Source organism: Filimonas zeae (assembly GCF_014641615.1).
GTDB lineage: Bacteria > Bacteroidota > Bacteroidia > Chitinophagales > Chitinophagaceae > Filimonas > Filimonas zeae.
In genome coordinates this window covers 250,441-271,430 of record NZ_BMIB01000003.1, presented here as the reverse complement: position 1 = coordinate 271,430, position 20,990 = coordinate 250,441, and the positions used below count along the sequence as shown (strand labels likewise).

At 47.0% G+C, this 20,990-nt stretch carries 12 protein-coding genes; 2 read left to right on the top strand and 10 right to left on the bottom strand.

What is annotated here, in order from left to right:
* Positions 1-97 precede the first annotated feature (97 nt).
* From IEY13_RS14110 to IEY13_RS14095, 4 genes are read right to left on the bottom strand one after another with little or no spacing between them, the layout of a single operon-like run.
* Positions 98-997, bottom strand: coding sequence for a PorP/SprF family type IX secretion system membrane protein (locus IEY13_RS14110; protein ID WP_188953169.1), 900 nt, complete (start codon positions 995-997; stop codon positions 98-100).
* Between the two features lie 30 nt (positions 998-1,027).
* A complete protein-coding gene (locus IEY13_RS14105; protein ID WP_188953167.1) occupies positions 1,028-7,060 on the bottom strand; it encodes an Ig-like domain-containing protein in 6,033 nt (2,010 codons plus the stop codon).
* 28 nt (positions 7,061-7,088) lie between these two features.
* Complete coding sequence (locus IEY13_RS14100; RefSeq protein WP_188953165.1) at positions 7,089-8,252, bottom strand: ABC transporter substrate-binding protein; 1,164 nt, start codon at positions 8,250-8,252, stop codon at positions 7,089-7,091.
* A gap of 50 nt (positions 8,253-8,302) precedes the next feature.
* A complete protein-coding gene (locus IEY13_RS14095; RefSeq protein ID WP_188953163.1) occupies positions 8,303-8,911 on the bottom strand; it encodes a phage tail protein in 609 nt (202 codons plus the stop codon).
* Positions 8,912-9,506: 595 nt separating this feature from the next.
* Here IEY13_RS14095 and IEY13_RS14090 point away from each other — a divergent pair.
* Both IEY13_RS14090 and IEY13_RS14085 read left to right on the top strand, forming a co-directional pair.
* A complete protein-coding gene (locus IEY13_RS14090; RefSeq protein ID WP_188953161.1) occupies positions 9,507-10,547 on the top strand; it encodes a hypothetical protein in 1,041 nt (346 codons plus the stop codon).
* A gap of 5 nt (positions 10,548-10,552) precedes the next feature.
* Positions 10,553-11,470 (top strand): alpha/beta hydrolase family protein, encoded by a 918-nt coding sequence (locus IEY13_RS14085; protein ID WP_229687868.1) that lies wholly within the window; start codon positions 10,553-10,555, stop codon positions 11,468-11,470.
* A gap of 80 nt (positions 11,471-11,550) precedes the next feature.
* Here IEY13_RS14085 and IEY13_RS14080 read toward each other — a convergent pair whose 3' ends face one another.
* The 6 genes from IEY13_RS14080 to IEY13_RS14055 form a co-directional block, all read right to left on the bottom strand.
* Entirely contained in the window at positions 11,551-13,239 is a 1,689-nt protein-coding gene (locus IEY13_RS14080; RefSeq protein ID WP_188953159.1) for an acetylxylan esterase, read from the bottom strand.
* A gap of 146 nt (positions 13,240-13,385) precedes the next feature.
* Entirely contained in the window at positions 13,386-14,732 is a 1,347-nt protein-coding gene (locus tag IEY13_RS14075) for an alkaline phosphatase family protein (RefSeq protein ID WP_188953157.1), read from the bottom strand.
* 7 nt (positions 14,733-14,739) lie between these two features.
* Complete coding sequence (locus tag IEY13_RS14070; protein WP_188953155.1) at positions 14,740-16,152, bottom strand: tetratricopeptide repeat protein; 1,413 nt, start codon at positions 16,150-16,152, stop codon at positions 14,740-14,742.
* 19 nt (positions 16,153-16,171) lie between these two features.
* On the bottom strand, positions 16,172-19,096 hold the full coding sequence (locus IEY13_RS14065) for a TonB-dependent receptor domain-containing protein (protein WP_229687867.1): 2,925 nt from the start codon (positions 19,094-19,096) through the stop codon (positions 16,172-16,174).
* A gap of 102 nt (positions 19,097-19,198) precedes the next feature.
* Entirely contained in the window at positions 19,199-20,272 is a 1,074-nt protein-coding gene (locus IEY13_RS14060) for a FecR family protein (RefSeq protein WP_188953150.1), read from the bottom strand.
* An 87-nt stretch (positions 20,273-20,359) separates the two neighbouring features.
* On the bottom strand, positions 20,360-20,935 hold the full coding sequence (locus IEY13_RS14055) for a sigma-70 family RNA polymerase sigma factor (RefSeq protein ID WP_188953148.1): 576 nt from the start codon (positions 20,933-20,935) through the stop codon (positions 20,360-20,362).
* Between the last annotated feature and the right edge of the window lie 55 nt (positions 20,936-20,990).

The following is a 20,990-nucleotide window of genomic DNA, read 5'->3' as shown; positions in this document are numbered from 1 at the left end:
AAAGCTTTCACTAATTCATATTCCGAAACTCCGCAAGAGGCAGCCAGCCCCTTACTGGCAACCACCAGCTATGGGGCTAACTTACCATTATCGTTAACTATTTCTGCTTTACCTCGTTTAATTTCTTACCAGGCAAGGCTACCCCCAACCCTACTTCATACTGCTGCCCATATCCCTGCTTATTATTGGAAGCATAGGTAAAGTTTAATTCACCCAATTGCTTTACCATAAAACCCAGTGTTCCACAAATGCTTCCGGTGTTTTGCCAAACAGCACTGGCATGAAACAGGTGATCGTACGTAAACTGACCACCTACTGCTGCCACCCAGTTAGATTTGGTGAAAAAACGGGCAGAGAGCAATGGCTTTAACTCAATATTGCTGGAAGTTTGAAAAGCATAAGACGCCATACAAGCCACTGTTTCTAAATCTACAGGCTGTTTGTTTAATGGAGGAAACCAACGACGCAGGTTAAAAGCGGTTGCACTAAACTGAAACCCTTCTGTTTGGTAAACGGCACCAAAATCTCCGTCAACATGCCAATCCTGATCATTAAACGCTTTTGCAGTAGGGTCAATAGCACCTCCATCTGTAATAGCAGTATTATCCAAACGCTGGCGATAGCCGGTTAAGGAAAAGCCCAGCTTTATCCATTCCGAAGGGCCACCCAATTTTATCTTATAGGCATAACTCAGTTTAGCATACGTACGTTGCAGCACACCGCTTTTGTCGGAAGCTACCTGAAGGCCCGCACCGGAGTGCGCACCAAAAGGAAGATCTCCGGCAAACTGTATTAAGGTAGGTGCACCGTCAAACCCTATCCAGCTGCGGTTTACCAGACCATATAAAAATGGCTGGTTGCGGCTGCCTGCAAATGCAGGGTTAGCCAGATAGTTGTTACGGAAAAAACGGGCTGCCTGGTTGTTATAGTACAATTGTGCTTTGCCTTGTAAGCTTAGGCAACTGATCAGCACTATCCCAATTATATACTTTTTCATACTTCCTGATTTGCTTGTTTTACAATACTGTTAACGGACAAGTGTAATAGTTCCCTTTTTAATAATCCTGCCTTTCACCGTTAACACATAGAAATAAGTGTCGTCCTGGAATGCACGCAGGCCTGTTCGTCCTTCCCAATCGTTACGGTAATTTTCTTTCTCGTATATCAGTTTACCGCTGCGGTCAAAGATGCGTAACGTATTATCCGGATAGGCATCAATATTATCAATGATAAACTTGTCGTTAACACCATCACCATTCGGTGTAATGATTACACGTGGGGTTAACTTAAAGTCTTCCACCACTTGTATGGTTACATTACCTGTAGCCTTACAACCCGCAATATCTGTTACTGCAACAGTGTATTGTGTGGTTTCGAGCGGACGGGCCGTTGGCGAAGTGCTTAGCGGGAAGTTCAGCGATGCTGTCGGCGTCCAGCTGGCTGCTGCAATAGTAGTGCTGGAAGTTACCGACAAGCGGGTTACATCACCTTTGGAAATGGAACCTGCCTCACTGGTTACAGTCAATACTGGTAATGGGTTAACAGTAACTACAAAAGGCAATGAGGTAGCCGTACAACCACTGCTATTGGTTACGGTAAGTGAATAAGAACCAGCCGCAGTTGCCGTGTAAGACTGTGCGGTGGCACCGGAAACAGGCGCACCATTCAGGTACCATTGATTACCGGTGGCGGAAGCGGAAGTGAACACCACATTACCACCTGCGCATATACCCAGCGGCCCGTTTACAGTAACAATAGCCGTAGGTAATGTAAACACTACCACAATCTGCGGAGCCGACACTGCCGAACAACCGGATGCATTGGTTACACGCACCGTGTAAATACCACTGGCGGTAGCAGCGTACGTACTGCCGGTTGCTCCTGCTATAGCTATTCCATTATTAAACCACTGGTTGCCCGTAGCGGAGGAAGAAGTAAGCGTAACGCTCGATCCCAGGCAGAAGCTTAATGCACCACCCGGCGTAATCACCGGTGTTACCGGCCTGGTATTAACCGTAACGGTTGCAGTAACGGCATTGGTACAGGTTCCGTTACTATAGGTATACGTGATCGTAGCGGTTCCGGCAGCAACACCGGTTACCAAACCTGTACTGCTGTTAACCGTAGCCACGGCTGTGTTACTGCTGCTCCAGCTGCCACCGGCAGTAGCATTAGCCAGCTGCGTAGTTAACCCGGTACATACAGTAGTGGTACCGGTAATAGCAGCCAGCACTGGTAAAGCGTTAACCGTAATGGTTGTTGCAGCACTGTTGCTACAGGTTCCATTGTTAAAGCTATACGTAACAACCGCAGTTCCTGCTGCCACACCTGTTACCAGGCCACTGGAAGCGTTTACTGTAGCTACCGCTGTATTACCACTGCTCCAGCTGCCGCCTGCCGTAGCATTGGCCAGCTGCGTAGTTAATCCGGCACACACCGTTGTTGATCCGGTAACAGCCGCTACCGCTGGCAGCGCATTTACCGTAACCGTAGTAGTTACTGAATTGGTACAGGTGCCGTTATTATAAGTATAGGTAATAGCAGCAGTTCCGGCAGATACACCCGTTACCACCCCCGTACTGCTGTTAACAATAGCCGCAGCGGTATTGCTGCTACTCCAGCTACCACCTGTGGTAGCATCAGACAGTTGTGTAGTAAGTCCGGCACATACAGTGGTAGTACCCGTAATGGCAGCCAATACAGGCAGCGCATTTACGGTAACAGCTACCGTTGAAGCGTTGCTACAGGTACCGTTGTTATAACTATACGTGATTATTACAGTTCCGGCAGAAACACCAGTTACCAAACCACCGGCATCCACTGTTGCCACAGCAGTATTATTGCTGCTCCAGCTGCCTCCGGCGGTAGCATCAGCCAGCTGCGTGGTTAAACCAGCACATACAGAAGTAGTACCGGTAATAGCGGCCACAACAGGCAATGGATTTACTGTTGCGCTGGCAGTGGCGGTATTGCTACAGGTGCCGTTATTGTAAGTATAAGTAATAGTGGCTGTTCCGTCAGAAACACCAGTTACAAGGCCACTGGCATCTACCGTTGCCACAGAAGTATTGCTGCTACTCCAGCTGCCACCAGTAGTAGCATTTGCCAATTGAGTAGTTAAACCGGCACATACAGAAGTAGTACCGGTAATAGCGGCTACCACAGGCAATGCATTTACCGTAATAGTTGCAGTAGCTGTATTGCTACAGGTTCCGTTATTATAAGTATAAGTAATAGTGGCAGTTCCGGCAGATACACCGGTTACCAGGCCACTGGCGTCCACTGTTGCAATGGCGGTATTATCACTACTCCAGCTGCCACCGGTGGTAGCATCAGATAATTGAGAGGCACTACCCGTACATACACTGGTAGTACCCGTAATAGCTGCCACAGCTGGCAACGCATTCACAGTTACCGTAGTGGCGGCTATATTGGTACAGGTTCCATTATTATAAGTATAGGTAATGGTGCTTGTGCCTGCAACAACACCGGTTATCAGGCCACTGGCATCGATAGTTGCCACAGCAGTATTACCGCTGCTCCAGCTGCCTCCGGCGGTAGCATCAGACAATTGCGTGGTTAAACCCGCACACACAGTGGTAGTACCGGTAATAGCAGCCACCACCGGCAAGGCATTCACTGTTACGCTGGCAGTAGCGGTATTGCTACAGGTTCCGTTATTGTAAGTATAAGTAATAGTGGCTGTACCCGCTGAAACTGCTGTTACCAGACCACTGGCGTCTACCGTTGCCACAGCTGTATTATCACTGCTCCAGCTGCCACCGGCAGTAGCATCGGCTAATTGAGTGGTTAAACCCACACACACCGTAGTTGTACCCGTAACCGCGGCCACGGTTGGTAATGCATTTACGGTTACAGAAGTAGTAGCCGTATTGCTACAGGTTCCGTTATTGTAGGTATAGGTAATAGTACTTGTGCCTGCACTTACACCCGTAACCAGGCCACTGGCATCAATAGTTGCCACAGCCGTATTACTACTGCTCCAGCTGCCACCAGTGGTAGCATCAGATAACTGTGTGGTTAAACCCGCGCATACACTGGCAGTGCCCGTAATTGCTGCCACAGCTGGCAACGCATTCACAGTTACCGTAGTGGTGGCGGTATTACTGCAGGTTCCGTTATTATAGGTATAGGTAATAGTACTTGTGCCTGCACTTACACCAGTAACCAGACCACTGGCGTCAACTGTTGCCGCAGCGGTATTACTACTGGTCCAGCTGCCACCGGCAGTAGCGTTAGACAACTGAGTAGTTAATCCCACACATACGCTGTTAGTGCCTGTAATAGCGGCCACAGCTGGTAACGCATTCACAGTTACCGTAGCGGTAGCGGTATTGCTACAAGTACCATTATTATAGGTATAGGTAATGGTGGTTGTACCTGCGGCGATACCAGTTACCAGACCACTGGCATCAATAGTTGCCACGGCTGTATTACTACTGCTCCAGCTGTCACCGGCAGTAGCATCTGCTAACTGGGTAGTTAAACCGGCACACACCGTAGTTGTACCCGTTATAGCGGCCGCCGTGGGTAGTGCATTTACGGTTACAGAAGTAGTAGCCGTATTGCTGCAGGTTCCATTATTATAAGTATAGGTAATAGTGGCTGTGCCTGCGGCTACACCAGTTACCAGCCCACTGGCATCAATAGTTGCCACAGCAATGTTACTGCTGCTCCAGCTGCCACCGGTAGTAGCATCTGCTAATTGAGTGGTAAGGCCTGCACAAACGGTAGTAGTGCCGGTAATAGCGGCTACTGTTGGCAACGCATTTACCGTAACCTTTGCAGTAGCAGTGTTAGTACAACTTCCGTTATTATAAGTGTAAGTAATAGTTGTTGTTCCGGCCAGCAAACCAGTAACCAAACCACTGGCGTCAATTGTTGCCGCAGCCGTATTACTGCTGCTCCAGCTACCGCCGGCAGTAGCGTTTGCCAAGTGCGTGGTTAATCCCTCACATACGGCAGTAGTACCGGTAATAGCGGCCACTGTGGGAGTTGCATTTACCGTAACAGCAGCAGTAGCGGTATTGCTACAGGTGCCGTTATTATAAGTATAAGTAATAGTGGCTGATCCGGCTGTTACGCCTGTTACCAGGCCACTTGCATCTACTGTAGCCACGGCGGTATTACTGCTGCTCCAGCTGCCACCCGTAGTAGCATCAGCCAGTTGCGTTGTTAAACCGGTGCAAACAGTGGTAGTACCGGTAATGGCAGCCACCGCAGGTAATGCGTTTACAGTTACCGTAGCAGTGGCAGTATTAGTACAGCTTCCATTGTTATAAGTATAGGTAATAGTGGCAGTACCCGCAGCTACGCCGGTTACCAGGCCACTGGTATCAATAGTTGCCACAGCAGTATTGCTGCTGCTCCAGCTGCCACCCGTAGTAACGTTTGATAGCTGAGTAGTTAAACCCGCACATACGGAAGTGGTGCCCGTAATGGCGGCTACAGCTGGCGTAGCGTTTACAGTAACAGTAGCGCTGGCAGTATTACTACACGTTCCATTGCTATAGGCATAAGAGATAGTAGCAGTGCCTGCCGTTACAGCCGTTACCAAACCACTGGCATCCACGGTGGCTACAGCAGTATTACTGCTGCTCCAGCTGCCGCCGGTAGTGGCATCAGCCAACTGGGTAGTTAAGCCGGAACAAACCGTAGTGGTACCGGTAATAGCCGCTACCGCAGGTAATGCATTTACAGCAACGGATGCAGTAGCTGTATTACTACAGACTCCATTGTTATAAGTATAAGTAATGGTAGAAGTGCCCGCAGCCAAACCGGTTACCAAACCACTGGCATCAACCGTAGCCACAGCCGTATTACTGCTGCTCCAGCTACCTCCGGAAGTGGTGTTGGACAATTGGGTAGTAGCGCCTGCACACACCGTATTAGTGCCCGTAATAGCAGCTACAGCGGGTGCCGCATTCACCGTAACATTGACGGTTAAAGAGGTACTGACTATTCCATCAGAAAGATTAATTACAAACGCATCCGGTCCGGAATAGCCTGCCGCAGGCGTAAGGGTTAATCCCGCTGGAGTTACACTGTCTCCGGTAGAAGAAGCGGAATAAGGGAAACCACCCAGGGTACTATGTGCCGGGGCGGTAGTTACAGTCCAGCTAAGGGTTTGCCCGGTATTGACGTCATAACCTTTTAATAAAGCATTTACATTCACCACTCCTCCGTTTGCACAATAAGAAAGCGTAGCAGGTGATGTTCTTGCAAAAACAGGAGCAGCATTGATATTTAATGTAGTAGAAGTAGTTGAGATACCATTGGTAGTAGAACCAGGCGAGGTATTATCCCCTGTCCAGTTACTCCTGTCGTTTAAGCGGGCTAGCCAGGCAGCTTTATCTGCTGCAGTGGTAGGCCCATTATACTGCACGTTACGCTGAAAGCCAGCGCCCCCTGTAATACCCACCGCAGTGGTACCCTTGGTAAGGGTATTCTGACTGCCATTGCCATCGGGAAAGTTGGAATCACGCAAACTCTGGGATACCACCGTATTCCATCCTGTAGCATCCACAGCACCATCTTGGGTATTGTTAAACCCATAAATAAAAAAAGGATTATTCTCGGCCCCCTGGAAAATAAATATCCCATCGCCTGTATTGGTGACAGGATCGGTTAATGTGTAACCCACTACAGCCGTAATCTGCGAGTTTAAGCTATCACCTGTGGAATTATTCGCCAGCCGGGGGCCACTGAGGGGATCTGAGTTTTTTTGCTGAAAACGCATGGAAAACAACGTGCCTGCCGGAAAGACAGAGGCAGTAGTCCAGGTAATTACCCCATCTCCTGTAGCCGTTCCGGTAAACGTTTGTGTAGAATTATTCCATCCGTAATCGGTAATTCTAATCACCGTTCCGCCGGGTATGGTTACCAGGTTTACAAAGCTAACTGTGTTGGTGTAGGTGTTCCAGCCAGTCATTACAATATCACCGGCATTAAGGGTTTGCGCGTTGGCTTTTGCCAGGCAACACAATACAAAACACAGCACAAATAAGCGTTTACAACGCAGATGTAGAAATGGTATCATAAGGTACGGTTCAAAAAATGATGGATAGCTATACACACAGGTAAGGGTTTTGCCAACCGCTTACATTTTCATGGTGTATCTGTTTAAAAATTTCATGGTTATAATCTAAACATTGGCCCTGCGCTATCACCAGCCTGGTTACTGCGCCTGTGCCCAGTTGTATTTTTTCTATATCAATAAGAGGCTGTTTATAACTACTGTCCAGGTAAAAACTTCTTTCGCCACGCGGGCTGCGGATAACCTGGCTCTGCAAAAGCTGTTGCACTTTTGCCCAATCGCGTTTTTGCAACTCAGGAAAAAGTGCCGTAAGCACCAGGCCCATTTCGTAGCCCAGCAAAGCAAACACATCAGGTTTTTTGCCCGTAAGCCTCAGATAAGCTTTTTTAAATCCTGTATTGTTTTTTTCGTCTGAATCGTAGTTATACATAGGTGCTGCATAACATTCCAGCTGCAAATCAGCCACCTGTTGCAGTATTTCTTCCGCTGCCATGTGCGTAGAAATCATCAGAGGCACATTCCCATTCAGCGTTGATGCCTTATAAGCTTTTAAAAACTCTACGGCCTCTGTGCCACAAACTATCACATGTATATAAGCAGGCGGGGCAGCCTGCATTTTTTCTAAAAACAAATGTATGTGTTGCTGTACCATGCTCTGCCGCATGTCGCCACCATGCAGTATTTCGTAATCCATAATGGTAGCCCCTGCCTTAATAGCACCCTGCCTGAAAGCGCTTTGCAAATGGTACCCTGCATCGTACATAGACATTACCACCACTCCTTTATCGCCAAACTGCTGCTGCGCCCAATATCCCAGTGCATATTCCGATTGCCAGAACTGAAAGCTGTTAAAAAATACGTGCTTCGATTGTAGTTCTTCCGAAGGAATACATTCGCCCATATCCGTAAAAAAGCCAATACGATTGGCGCTTTCAATAAAAGGTACCAGCCCTTTTGCTGTTTTATAATTCACCAGGCCGGCAATAATATCGGCCTGGTGAAAGAACAATAGTTTCTTAACGGCCTCTTCCACATCTTTCTGGCTGCCTTGTTTTACATATTCCGGAATAAACTCAAAAAAGCCACTTTTAACAAGGGCAGGTGGCAATGCAGCGTATACGCCACTTACCAATGAGCCGGACAATTGCGGGTAAATAGAAGAATATGGCACAAGTAAACCGATACGGATGGGCATAACAAACGTTGTTAGCTGTAGTAGAGGGTGTTTAAGAAAGTACTATTTGATTAATTTCTGGAAGGATAAATACCTTCTAATGCAATGATGTAATTAATGGCCAGGTAAGGCTGAATATTGTCGTGCGGCTGGCTACCGCCTGCCATTCCGTTTGTTACAGCAGGCAACGGAACAGTGATGTCAGAAATAGCTACTGCACCGGCATTCATGTTTACCGGTGTGCCGGCGCTGCCATACACAGTGGAACCTGCTGCGGTATCCTGCGCCAGATAATTGCCACCTGGCAAATCAGAACCACCAGGACCATTAATTGCTTTTAACGTACCTGTAGCACTGCTGGCACCTGATCCTGCTGCCACAAATGCAATATGCGTGTGCTGAGGCATTTGTGTGGTAATTAACGTAACCGATTCCACACCTGATGCCTGGCCAAGCACATAAGGACTAAGTCCCGGGCCCTGACCAACACCTACCGGAACACGGCTGGCAAAATTGGGTAATGCAAAAGTGGTTGTTCCGTTACCGCCAAAGGTGGTGCCTAATAAAGAAAACAAAGCAGAATTCTGGGCTATAGAAAGAATCTGCCCCTGGCAAAAAGCCCAGCCGCGCGGAGCAAAATTGGCGGCCCATAGAAGGATAGCTGACAAAAACGTTTCCATTGAGATTGGTTTATATTGATAAATAAAAAACCGGATTACAATGGCTTTTCAAGGATAAGTGCAGCTAATGTATAAAGAATAAACAACAATCGTTAGCAATTCTTTAACTATTTTTTAACCATTCTACTGTTATTAAACCCGCTCCTGCCTGTTAATTCACGTACCTGCGGTCAGCTGTAATTACGAATTGGTAAAATAATGCGCCAACTTTAGCGGCTCCGCAATATGCTCTGGCAAACATTGCCGGAGCAGCAGAAAGTGATCGCTGAGCTTTAGCAAATGGCGCTACACCTTATAAATATGCCCAACCAACACTGGCAAAACTCCAGAAAGCTGGAGCATTTCATCCACCAGCTTTTTCAATTTCTTATAGAGCACTTTAGAATCTCCGGAAAGCCCGGGTATGTGCGGCACCGACTCGGGAAATTTGCCGCCAGAGCCCGGGGATTTGCCGCCAGAGCTCAGAGATTTGTAGCCAGAGCTCTGGGATCATTTCAGAGGGCCCTCCTGAATGCTCCCAGAGCCCTACCGTTCATTCTTAGAGCACTCTGGAATAGCGCGAGGTCCCTACGGGCATTCCATAGAGCTGAATAGAATGGCCAGAGAGCTCTTCAGGGTCTTTATAGGGCTCTCCGGAAAGGCCAGAGGGCTCCACCTACACTTCAGAGAGCTCTGGCGGCATTCCCCAGACCTGTGGCATTTGCCGCCAGAGCTCTGGGGAGAAAAGCCAGAGTGCGCTTCCTGCCTGTTTTCGCATATTTTTACCGCAAACTCTCCAGAGAGAGAGAGGAATCAAACTTTCACGCATCGTAGAGCTAGTTGCCCCATGAAACCTTTAAACTTTATAAAAACAAGAGAGCAGAACTTATTCGTTTACAATTTTTTTTATGACAGATTCCAAAATCCAATAATTGAAAAAAGCTGGAGTGGGCTCTATGAAAAGGCCCCCTATGAAGAAGATGAGAAAAATCCATATTACAATTTTGCCATCAACAACAATTTAGCCGAAGACAACATTATTTATATCACATTAGTCTGGCAACTTTTAAAAAGCAAAACGGCATTTGCTATTCCAAACTATTACCGGGATGAAGCGAAGGATATTCTTAATAAGGCTTTTCATTTTATTAAATGGGAATATGACCTGGAGTATGAACACATGATGACAGAACCACAAGACAACGGTTTTGTTAAAAGCCGCTCATGCATTACAATTAGCCCTGAACCTTCAAGCTGGGAGCAAGAGCATAAACACCTGGCCGGATTATTTGAAATAGAGAAATACCAGGACATCATTGGACTTGAACTTGCGACATTTGGTGATGCAAGTTCTGAAATAACTTTCTTCGGCCTCGACAACTATAATTTGAAATTAGTGAACCAGCTATCTACAAATGAAAAACCAACACTTGACGAAATACTTGGCGAAAGAGACATTTTCATAGACTTGTTAATTGGACAAGATATGGGATACTATAGTTGTATCACTATTAAAGCAAAAGAGGATATATGGGAGACTTTAAATACGCTTACTATTGAATTGTATAAAAAAGGACTGAATTACGAGCAAAACTTGCATAATATTGAATCAATTGATGACTTTGCAACTGAAATGAAAACAATAATTAACTTATAACTACAATGAAAAAATTTACACCCGTTATCCTTACCCTTTTTGTGGTAGCAGCGTTCAGCTGTAATAACAGTACTCAGAAAAACAAAACAGAACATACACTCGCTGAAGCCCGCAAGGGATTTAAAACGCAGCTGATTAAGATCAACAAGATAGAAGACCCCGCAGAAGAGCCCCCACAGGACTTGTTTTCAATTGTCTCTTACCCCACCCCTATTGGTAATATGACGGCTTACCTGGGTAAGATACCAGACGACGGTAAACTGCACCCCGCTATTATATGGATTACAGGTGGCTTTGGTAACGATATTGGCGATGTATGGAGCGAAGCCAGCCCCGATAATGACCAGAGTGCCGCAGACTATAGCAAGGCAGGTATAATAATGATGCACCCCGCACAAAGAGGTGGCAACGGCAACCCCGGCTCTGATGAATCTTTCTTTGGCGAAATTGATGATATTATAGCAGCAGCCGATTTTCTTGCCAAACAAAAAGGTATTGATCCCAACAGAATTTACCTGGGTGGCCACAGCACCGGCGGCACCAAGGTATTGCTGGCTGCTGAATGCACCAATAAGTTCAGAGCCGTTTTCAGCTTTGGCCCTGGTACCGCTGCCGCGGAATATGGCCCCGACAATCTCACTTATAACACTACAAACGAACAGGAAAACAGGCTTCGCGCCCCTGCTCTGTGGCTATCATCGCTGCAAACACCTGTGTTTGTATTTGAAGGAGATCAAAACGGTAATATGGATGCAGTAAAAGATCTGGAACGCATAGCTAAAAAGGAAGACAATCAATTTCTGCATTGCCACATTGTAAAAGGGAAAGATCACTTTTCTGTACTGCAACCTACCAACCAGGAAATTGCACAGAAAATACTGGCAGATGATAAAAAAGGAGCGGTTACCATGTCATTTGAATAATGTAAAAGGCTGCTTCCTGTACAGGAAGCAGCTATAACATCGTACCGGCAGCCGCCGGTTATGGCGCGGGCTGCCCTTAACTATTCCAACGCACCCTTTAAAAACAGGAACATGGCCGTGTAGGGGTCAGATTCTCCCACATGGCTGTCGTCTGCATTTATCACAAAACGTTTCTCACCACGTATTTCGTTATATGCTGCAAACCCTACACGTGGAGGGCAATCATCATCCAGCAATCCGGTGGCATAAAACGTTTTCGCTTTTATCAGAGGGGCAAAATTCTTTGCATCAATAAAATCCTGCACAGCCAGTACCTGTTCAAAGGAGCAGGCATCATTATAATAATGGCGATAAGACTCCAGTTCCTCCACACAAAGTTTCCGTGTCTGTATCAGGTCGCGGACATCACAGGGAAAAGGATCGAAATAAGCAAGCGCCTTAACATGATCCGGCATTAACCCGGCCGTTGCCAGCGCAAGGCCTCCGCCCTGACTGGCCCCCATTACTCCCAAACGGGTGGAATCTATTTCGGGGCGGCTGCATAAAAACTGAATAGCCCGTGCACAGTCCAGATATATCGAGCGGTAAGCGATGGTCTGCTGGTTGCAAAGCTGATACCCCCATATACCCGGCACACCAAATCCCGGATGAAACACATCTGCGCTAATGCCATGTCCGCGTACACATAATGCAAGCTCTGCAACATTTTCCCTGCTATTTATAAACTTCTCCAGATTCCGATAACCATAACCATACCCTGGCAAATGCAAAACAGCAACATGTTTTCCGGAGGTTCGCGGAACAAAATAGTAGCCCCTGATGGTTATATTACCGGCAGATTGATAACTGATAATAAAGGCATCGCGGTTGCCCCGGCTCAGGCTGTCGCTTTTTATTATGGTAAAGCCGGGTGGTATGCTGTTCAACTCCTGTAATGACTCCTGCCAGAACTCTGCAAAACCATCCGGGGTTTGCGTAGTACCGGTAATATTTTCCGGCTGCTTAGCAAACCATTTTACATCACCCTTGTATCCCCTTCCCTTCTGTACTACTATGCACTCATAAAAACCGGGGTGTGTAATACTATGGCGCAGATCAATCGACAGCTCCTGCTGCCCTTTCTTTAAAGAAAACGTTTTTTGATATAAGGTATCATGAAAATCGTTAACAACATATACATCCGCCTTTCCCATTGCTTCTGTACGGCAGGTTAGTTTTATTACCGGAGCGTTTTTTAAATAGAGTCTGTCCGCGTTATCAAACCCAAACGTAACAGACTCCTGTGTATTAGATACAGCGGGCAGCAGCAGGCAGCGGTTATTGCTTTTACCACCGGTATAGGCAAAGTTATCAGCCACAACAGACAAACGGTTTTTTCCCGCACGAAGCAGGGAAACAGGCAATTCAAAACGATGCAGTGTATCCCGCTTCGTATGGCGTACATATGGCAGGTTTTGCCCAATCAATACACCATTTACATATACAGCCTTTATACGGCATTCCAGGCCCACCTGCAATTGCAGATTGCCTTTGCTACCTGTTATGGGCACCTCAAATTCCGTCCATAAACGGCGGGTACCGGTTCTGGCAAAATAGCCCTGCCGTTCCCAGGATAATAAGAGGTTCATCCAACGGCTTTGCAAAACACGGCCGGTATCAGGCGCAGATACAATGGTATCACTACTACTAACCTGCCAGATTAAAGGCAACAGATTCTGACCAGAAATTTTTACGGGAAAAAAGAATAGAATGGCAAACAAATATCTCATGAAGGCAATTTAACCCGATTACCTGATACCACCCAATACATGTAATCTAACCGTAGTTGCAGCAACCTATTCCGGATAAACAAAAAGGCTGCCCCCTTTACAGGAGGCAGCCAAAGGATATGTACAATCCAAAAATCGGGAACCGCCTATTTCTTTTCCAGCAGGCCGGGATAAGCAACACCATCTGCGTTCGGTAGTTGAATACCCAGTAGCTGAGCAATGGTAGGCGCTATATCTTCCAGGCCAATCACCGGAACCACGCCACCTTTTTTAAAGCCTGCGCCGTATCCGATAAAGCCGGTTTGTATTTCGTAGAAATCGGGGAAATAACCGTGTGTACCACCTTTGGTAGGTTTAAGAATATCGCCGGAGGTATCGTTGCTGAAAGAAAAGCCCTGTACGGCGGTAAGCGCCAGGGAGGCATCGTAGTCAGCACCCATTTTGTCCATTTCCTTTCTGTCTACCACGCGAAATAGCTTTTTATACTGTTGTGGAAGTTCATCCAGCATCTTCTTTATCTGTGCCAGGGTTTTCTCGTCTTTCTTGTCTTTCAAACGCAGAAAGGTGGAGCCGCCGGTGGTAAAGAATACCGCCTTCCAGTTTTCTGCATCTGCTTTGGCGGGAGTTAAGCCCAAACCGGCCAGCCATACATTGGGGGCTATGGAAGTATGGGTATCTACAAAACCATGATCGCCGGTTACAATTACGGCAGCGCTGTCTTTAATACCTGCTTTTTCCAGCGCATCCAGAATATTGCCAATGGCATGATCTGCAGAAGCCACTGCACGGGTTACCGCATCGCCGGTACGGCCCTGACTGTGCTGTGCACCATCTGTACAAGGCAGGTGCAGGGTAATAAAGTTAGGCTTATAAGTACGGATGATATAAGCAGCCATACGACTTACGTTTTCATCCATAGCCAGTGAACTCAGATTGTAATCGTTCATCTGCAGTTTACCGGTAGCATTCAGTTCCACTTCATCAAATAAACCTTTTGGGGTAGATTGCTCACGGCTGGCACCTCTTCTGTCCGCAGGGTTGGTTTTGGAAAAGGTTTCAGGAATATTGTAATCAATGGAGGTTGCGCCAACGGTAACAGGCCAGGATACGGAGGCAGATGTCATACCCGCTTTCTTCACCGCTTCCCACAGGGTTTCTGTTTTAACCAGTGAGGCTTCTGTGTTCCACTCACCGCGCTGGCCGGTAGCTTCAAAAGCAGTATTGTATAAAATACCGTGTTTGGCGGCCATAGCGCCGGTTACCAGCGTGGTGTGGGAAGGATAGGTAACGGTAGGAAAAATACCGCGTACCCCCTGCGCCCATACGCCCTTCTCCATCATCAGCTGCATGTTGGCGGTGGGCCAGGTTTTGTCTTTATAAAAATCCGGTCTGAAGCCATCTACGCTTATCAGCACCACATACTTCGCCTTTTGAGCAGCAGCACTGCCACCAATGACAAGCAGTGCGCTGAACAGAATTACTATCTTTTTCATGTTCGGGTTAATTAATAAATGGAAAAATTTCTTTAGCGCTCTTGTTCTGTACCATCACCTTATTCATATCATATGTAATGGTTACCACACCTGCTGTTTTATCATACGTAAAATCGTCCATGCCTCTGTTCACTGGTATAAAGGCAGGTATCTGTGGTTTAATATGCGCATCGGTAATGTTGCGGTTGTTCAGTTGCTCGGTTTGCGATACCGGCATTTTAATACCCAGGTCTGTCATTCTCCTGCCTTCTGCAAAAAATATCTCCTGCCGCAGGCGGTATACCAGATACAGTAACGCATCCTGCGTGGCAGCTGCATCAATTTCCGCAGCAGTAACTCTGGTGGCAGATACCGTGTAAGAACGCATGGTGCCACCCTTACGGTTTATAACATAGTTGCTGCGTAAGCTATCGGCCGCATCAAACTTTACCTGTACGGCTACTAACGGATAATCGTTACGGTTACCACCATTGCGGGTTTCGCGGCTATCGTCCAGTAACGTGTACGGGCGTGCGTTTACTACTTCAGAAAGCAGGTTCTTCAATGTGGTTCTGGCTTCTGCCAGGCGTGAGGCAGAAACCTGCACTTCTGCCAGTATCAGGCGGGCTTCTTCTGCCTTTACAATAGCCACCGGGCGTTGTTCTGTAGCCGGTACACCGTTATCAGAGTATTTAGGGTCCAGAAAATCCAGACGTGGTAACGGTGCCAGGCGGTTAGGCAGTGAGGTAAACACAGCGGTTTGCATTTCGTTGCTTACCGCATTTTGCCCGTCGAAGGCAACGTTAAACAGCATATCTTTTGAAGCAGCAGCTTCCAGTGCAAACTTTTCTGCATTGGCAGCATCGCCCAGGTTATAATATACGCGCGCTTTCAGCACCGTATAAGCTGTTTTTTTAACAGCATCTGTTTCTACCGCCAGCGCCTCATCTAAAAACTCCAGCGCTTTGGCATAATGCTCCTGCGGCGTTAAGGCCACGCCATTGGTACTGGCCGGCAGTGCTACAAACAGCTCGCCGCTTAAAATATGTGCGTAAGCGCGGCTGAAAATGATAAGGGCACGATCTGTGGCGGTAGCACTGGCATCGCCCGGCAAAATGGTATTCATACCATACTCAGCCGCTGCGCGTAAACGCTGAACCAGCAACTGAATATTGTTTACATCCACATCGGTATAGTCCATCTGAGGCACATCAAACACTTTGCTGTACTGCGTATAGTTGTTGAAGTAATTATCAGAGGCTATTTCTACATTCACAACAATGCCGTTCATCGTAAGCGCCAGCTGGCGTCTTAAACCCTGCGCCCAGCTTTTGGCAGCATCGGGCTTAGACAGGTAAGCCTCTTCTGTAAGATTCGGATTTTTTACGCAGCTACTCAGTACAGAAACACCCAGTAAACCTGCTATTATATATCGTTTCATATCTGTATGCGTTAATGAGTTAAAAGTTTACACGCACCGAGCCTACAAACTGGCGTGGCGCAGAATAAGTAGCGTAAGAAATACCACCGGTAGTAGCACCACCCTGGCCCTGTGCCGATCCGCTGATAGTAGCTTCAGGATCGAATGGAGAAGCGGCGAAATTGAACGGATTGCTTACGGTAAAGCCTATTACCATGTTCTGAATGCCTGGTATGGCAGACAGTTTTTTCAGCCCCCAGGTAACCCCAATGGTTCTTACTTTAATAAAGTCTGTTTTATGTACAAACATGTTGGTAAAACTTAACCAGTTGGCACGCTTGTTCTTATCAATCTCCCCTTGCGGAATACCTTCCGTACCTGCGCCATAGTTGAAGCGGAACTGACTATCCCAGTCGCTGGCAACAGCACCCTTCTGATAATCGGCATTGGCAAACAGGCTGAGGTTACGATAGCGGAAATTGAGACCCATGCTACCAAACAGGTCAGGAATGGTAGTACCCAGGTAGCTTTGTGCTACGGTAGAACTTAACACACCATTCGCATCGAACGTACCATAGTTACCACGCAAAAAACCTACGGAATAACCTTGCTGCACCACGGTTTGCAAAGTACGGGCACTGAAACCATTCAGGTTAAACGGTGCCACACCGCCGGAACTGAGCACTGTATTATACAGGGTGTTTACTGATAAATTGGCAGACAGGGTAACATCGTTGGTTTTTACCGGTACTACGGTAGTATGAAATTCCCAGCCACGGTTCAATATTTTTCCTACGTTAAACTGCTGGTTTTGCATTTCGCCACTGGAAGGTGTGGGCGGCACAGAAAACAGCGCCCTGTTGGTAACCGCACGGTAGTAGCCGGCAGAAAACGTAATACGATCTTTCAGAAAGCTCAGATCAATGCCACCTTCGGCAGTTTGTGTTTTTTCAGGACCAAGATCGTTATTACCAGGCTGACCAAAATAAGCGGTTTGCTCGCCTCCAAAACCATCCAGCTTAATAGTACGCTGGTTAGCCCATGCCATAGGCAGGTTACCCGCCAAACCATAGCTTGCACGCAGCCGGGCAGAGCTTACTACATTATGAATACCTTCCATCCAGGGCTCACTGCTAAACACCCACGACATACCGGCTTTGGGATAATACTGTACACCAATGTTTTTACCAAACGCAGGGTTTCCATCACCACGCAAACCGAGATCTAAAAAGAAGCGGTTTTTATAGCCGATGTTCTGCAAAACATAAATACCATAGTTAACCACTTCTAAATAATAATCGTTGGCCGTTCTTACAGCCGCATCGCTTACCAGGCGCGAGCCATCGCGCACATTGGTACCGGAATAGGCTACCTGATTGTCTTCATTTCTGAAAAACTGGCCGCCGATGGTAGATACAAACGAAAAGTCGTTAATATTCCAGCTATACTGGCCATTCAGTTCAAACGTAAGGCCCATGTACTTACGCTCACTGTTAGAAATGTTGCCCCTGTTATTGGTGTAGGTACCGGTGGTATGGGTAAGATACTGGTTGGTTTGCACCATCATATCGCGCATAACCCGGTAATCGATACCGCCGGTAGCTTTAATTACCATTTTTTTAATAGGTGTATACTTAAACACCTGCGAGGTAGTAAAGCGGTTAACGGTTATCTGATTATCCTGTAAACGCTCAGCCTCATTTACATAATCTTTCATTTTTGCAAAGTCCGCATCGGAAAGACTGTCCAGGTTAGGATTAAAGCGCGGGCCTGTAATGGACGAAGAGCCGCTTTCTGCAAACCAAAGGCCTGTATAACCACCCTGGTTGCCATTACGGTTGCGCTTGTATTTATTGTTTACATAGGTAAAAGAGTTTTCGTAGGTTAATTTATCTGTTAACGCAGCACGGTAGCCACTGCTAAAATCTATTTTGCGGTTGTTGTTCTGATCGTATATCTGCACACCACTGCTGTTCATATAATTCATAGAAAAGCTAAAGCCTGATTTGTCTTTTCCACCATTTACAGCCACGTGGTACTTTTGAAACAAACCATTTTGAAAAAGCAGATCTGCCGTACGCTTAAAATGCAAAAAATCGTTGGTTGATCTTTCTGCCCCCAGCTGCACTTCGGCTGTAACCGCCGTTTTACCACCGCTTCCTTTTTTAGTAATAATCTGTATTACACCATTGGCTGCATCTGAACCATATAAGGTAGTGGCAGCACCACCGTTAATGTATTCAATGGTTTCAATATTATCCATAGGTATATCGGCAATAGAACTGATAGCAGAACCCTGCGCGCTACCGCCGCCCAGGGCAGCAACGGTATTCAGGTTATCTAACCGTACCCCATCTATGTAAATAATGGGTGTAGAGTTTACAAAAGCGGAAGTAACACCACGGGCGCGGATAATAGAAGTAGCGCCAGCCTGACCACCGGTTAAACGGATTTGTGCGTTGGGCAGTTTAGACTGCAACAACTGATCTAACCTGCCGGAAGGCAACTGCTCCAGTTCAGTGCCTTTAATAGAAGTAACATTGGTGGCTATGCGTCTTTTACTAATGCCAATGCCCTGGCCCGTTACAACTACTTCATCCAGCTGATTATTTTTTTCTTTCAGTTTAATCAGCAAAGAGTTTTTCTGTGCGGCGGGTTTAACCAGATAGTTACGGTAAAAATTGTTTTCGTACCCTACGGAAGAAAAAGTAAAATCGTACTTAGTACCTGCTGCCAGTTGTTTAATCATAAACAACCCTTTTTCATCGGTTACTACAGAAGCAATCACTGCTGCACTGCCCGCTTTACGTGCCTGCACATTCACGCCCTGTAAAAAATCGCCTTTTTCTGATATAACAGACCCTGTTACTGCTGCATCCTGTGCATGCGCCTGTACCTGCAGGCCCAGCAGTAGCAGCAAACACCAGCCCCACCGGGTTGTACGCCCGGCAAATACCTGTTTCATAACCAACATCATAATGTTTATTTTTTAATATGCACAATAGTTCTGAAGCACACAGCCATGCTGCATGTTTACCGGTAATGTGTGCTTCGTATGGTAGTTTGCTTATTGCGGATTACCAATCTGGTATCCCTGTTCAGTTTCCTGTATATCTAACCCGTTCATGCGGATAATTGCTTTTAATATCACCGCCGCTGCATCTGTTTTTTGCATGGCTCCTGAAAAATACAGCCCTTCTATAGCTGCTTTATTGTATTGTATGGAAATATTATAAAACCTGCTGATGCAATCCAGCACCTGTGGCAGAGAGGCGTTTTCAAACACCATTTCATCGCCACTATCCGTAACCGTACCCTGCTGTACCGCTGCCACAGGAGCAGCTACAGCAGCAGACATTTTGCTTACGGCAAGCGCGCCCTTATGTGCATTGTATTGCAGCTGTTCACCTGCCAGCAGTACCAGATCTTTTTTCCAGCCGGTCTGCTGCCCTTCTGTAGACCGCACTTTTACCTTGCCGCTGAAAAGCTTTACAGATAAGCCAGAAGGCATATCCTGTATGGAAAAGGAAGTACCCAGTACGGCAGTGGCAAAATGTGCGGAGTATACCGTAAAAGGCCTTTGTTTATCTTTCGCTACATCAAAAAACACTTTTCCTTCAATAGTTACTTCGCGTGCATCGCTACCAAACTGTTGCGGATATTTAAGCGAAGCGGCAGGTGATAACACCGCTACAGTACCATCTTCCAGCTTTAGTTGCAGATTGGTTTTACCCGTATTGGTTTTGCGGCGGAATGCCGCAATAGAATCGTTTATAACGGGTACCACCTGCTGTGTTTTTGCCAGCTGTGTAGTAGTAGCACGCTGCTGCTGCTGCTGCTGCCATATATACACGCCTGCTACTGCGGCTGCAATACCTGCTGCGACTGCTATCCCCCGCAGGTGATAACGGCGTGCTGCGGGTTGCAGCGGCACTACAGGTGCCTGCGGCGCGGGCAGCCTGCTATGCAATTGCTGTAACAATATATCCAGCTGCTGCTGTTTAGGCTGCCCACTGGTAAAAAAAGGAGCGCCGGTTATTTCCAGGGCTTCGTACCAGGTATCCAGCTCTGCCTGCTCAGCAGCCTGAATAGAACCGGTACCATATTGTTCCAATAAATAACTGAGTCGTTGCGCATCCATTTTTACTGCCGCTTTACTAATACAGCAAACGGCGGAAAAGAAAGTACCATCAAAAAAACGGAGTTAATAATCTGGTAACATAGCCGGTTAAAACAGCCAGCTTCTGAACTTGTATAAAGAAGAACGGATACGGCGGGAAGCCAACCCCAGCTGGTTTTTAACGGTTTGTTCGGAAAGCAGCAGGCTATCTGCTATCTCCTGTATACTCATAGCGCCGCGGTTACTGAGCTGGTAAATTTTACGCATACCATCGGGTAAAGCCTCTACTTCTTTTTCCATGGCCCGTTCCAGCTCACGCCACTCCGCCTGCTTCTGCGGATCAGTTTCTGCTGCTACAGGCGAAAGTCGCAGCAATTCACCCGCCACCTTGCCGTGGCGTACCAGAGCCGCGTGATAATTGAATATTTTGTTACGGAGTGCGCCGAAGAGATAAGCGCGTACAGTGCTGTCGTTGTCGTCCGACAAAGTAATTTCGGGAGCCTTTTCCCATAACCAGATAAACAATTCCTGCACTATGTCCTGCGCTACTGCCTTTTCGCCCGTTTTTAGTAATGCCATGTCCAGCAGCGGCTCTGCCAGCCGGTGGTATAAGGCATCAAAAGCATCACGGTCTTTCCGGCGAATGCCCTGCAGCAGCATGTGGTTGGTAAGAGTACGGTACATGATTTCTGCACGATGATTCGTGGGCGAAAGTAAACAGTCTGTATTAACACAACAT

Bases quoted from the DNA above. Each gene is read 5' to 3' on its own strand.
- IEY13_RS14110 (WP_188953169.1), bottom strand. From the start codon at position 997: ATGAAAAAGTATATAATTGGGATAGTGCTGATCAGTTGCCTAAGCTTA.
- IEY13_RS14105 (WP_188953167.1), bottom strand. From the start codon at position 7,060: ATGATACCATTTCTACATCTGCGTTGTAAACGCTTATTTGTGCTGTGT.
- IEY13_RS14100 (WP_188953165.1), bottom strand. From the start codon at position 8,252: ATGCCCATCCGTATCGGTTTACTTGTGCCATATTCTTCTATTTACCCG.
- IEY13_RS14095 (WP_188953163.1), bottom strand. From the start codon at position 8,911: ATGGAAACGTTTTTGTCAGCTATCCTTCTATGGGCCGCCAATTTTGCT.
- IEY13_RS14090 (WP_188953161.1), top strand. From the start codon at position 9,507: ATGGCCAGAGAGCTCTTCAGGGTCTTTATAGGGCTCTCCGGAAAGGCC.
- IEY13_RS14085 (WP_229687868.1), top strand. From the start codon at position 10,553: ATGAAAAAATTTACACCCGTTATCCTTACCCTTTTTGTGGTAGCAGCG.
- IEY13_RS14080 (WP_188953159.1), bottom strand. From the start codon at position 13,239: ATGAGATATTTGTTTGCCATTCTATTCTTTTTTCCCGTAAAAATTTCT.
- IEY13_RS14075 (WP_188953157.1), bottom strand. From the start codon at position 14,732: ATGAAAAAGATAGTAATTCTGTTCAGCGCACTGCTTGTCATTGGTGGC.
- IEY13_RS14070 (WP_188953155.1), bottom strand. From the start codon at position 16,152: ATGAAACGATATATAATAGCAGGTTTACTGGGTGTTTCTGTACTGAGT.
- IEY13_RS14065 (WP_229687867.1), bottom strand. From the start codon at position 19,096: ATGAAACAGGTATTTGCCGGGCGTACAACCCGGTGGGGCTGGTGTTTG.
- IEY13_RS14060 (WP_188953150.1), bottom strand. From the start codon at position 20,272: ATGGATGCGCAACGACTCAGTTATTTATTGGAACAATATGGTACCGGT.
- IEY13_RS14055 (WP_188953148.1), bottom strand. From the start codon at position 20,935: ATGTACCGTACTCTTACCAACCACATGCTGCTGCAGGGCATTCGCCGG.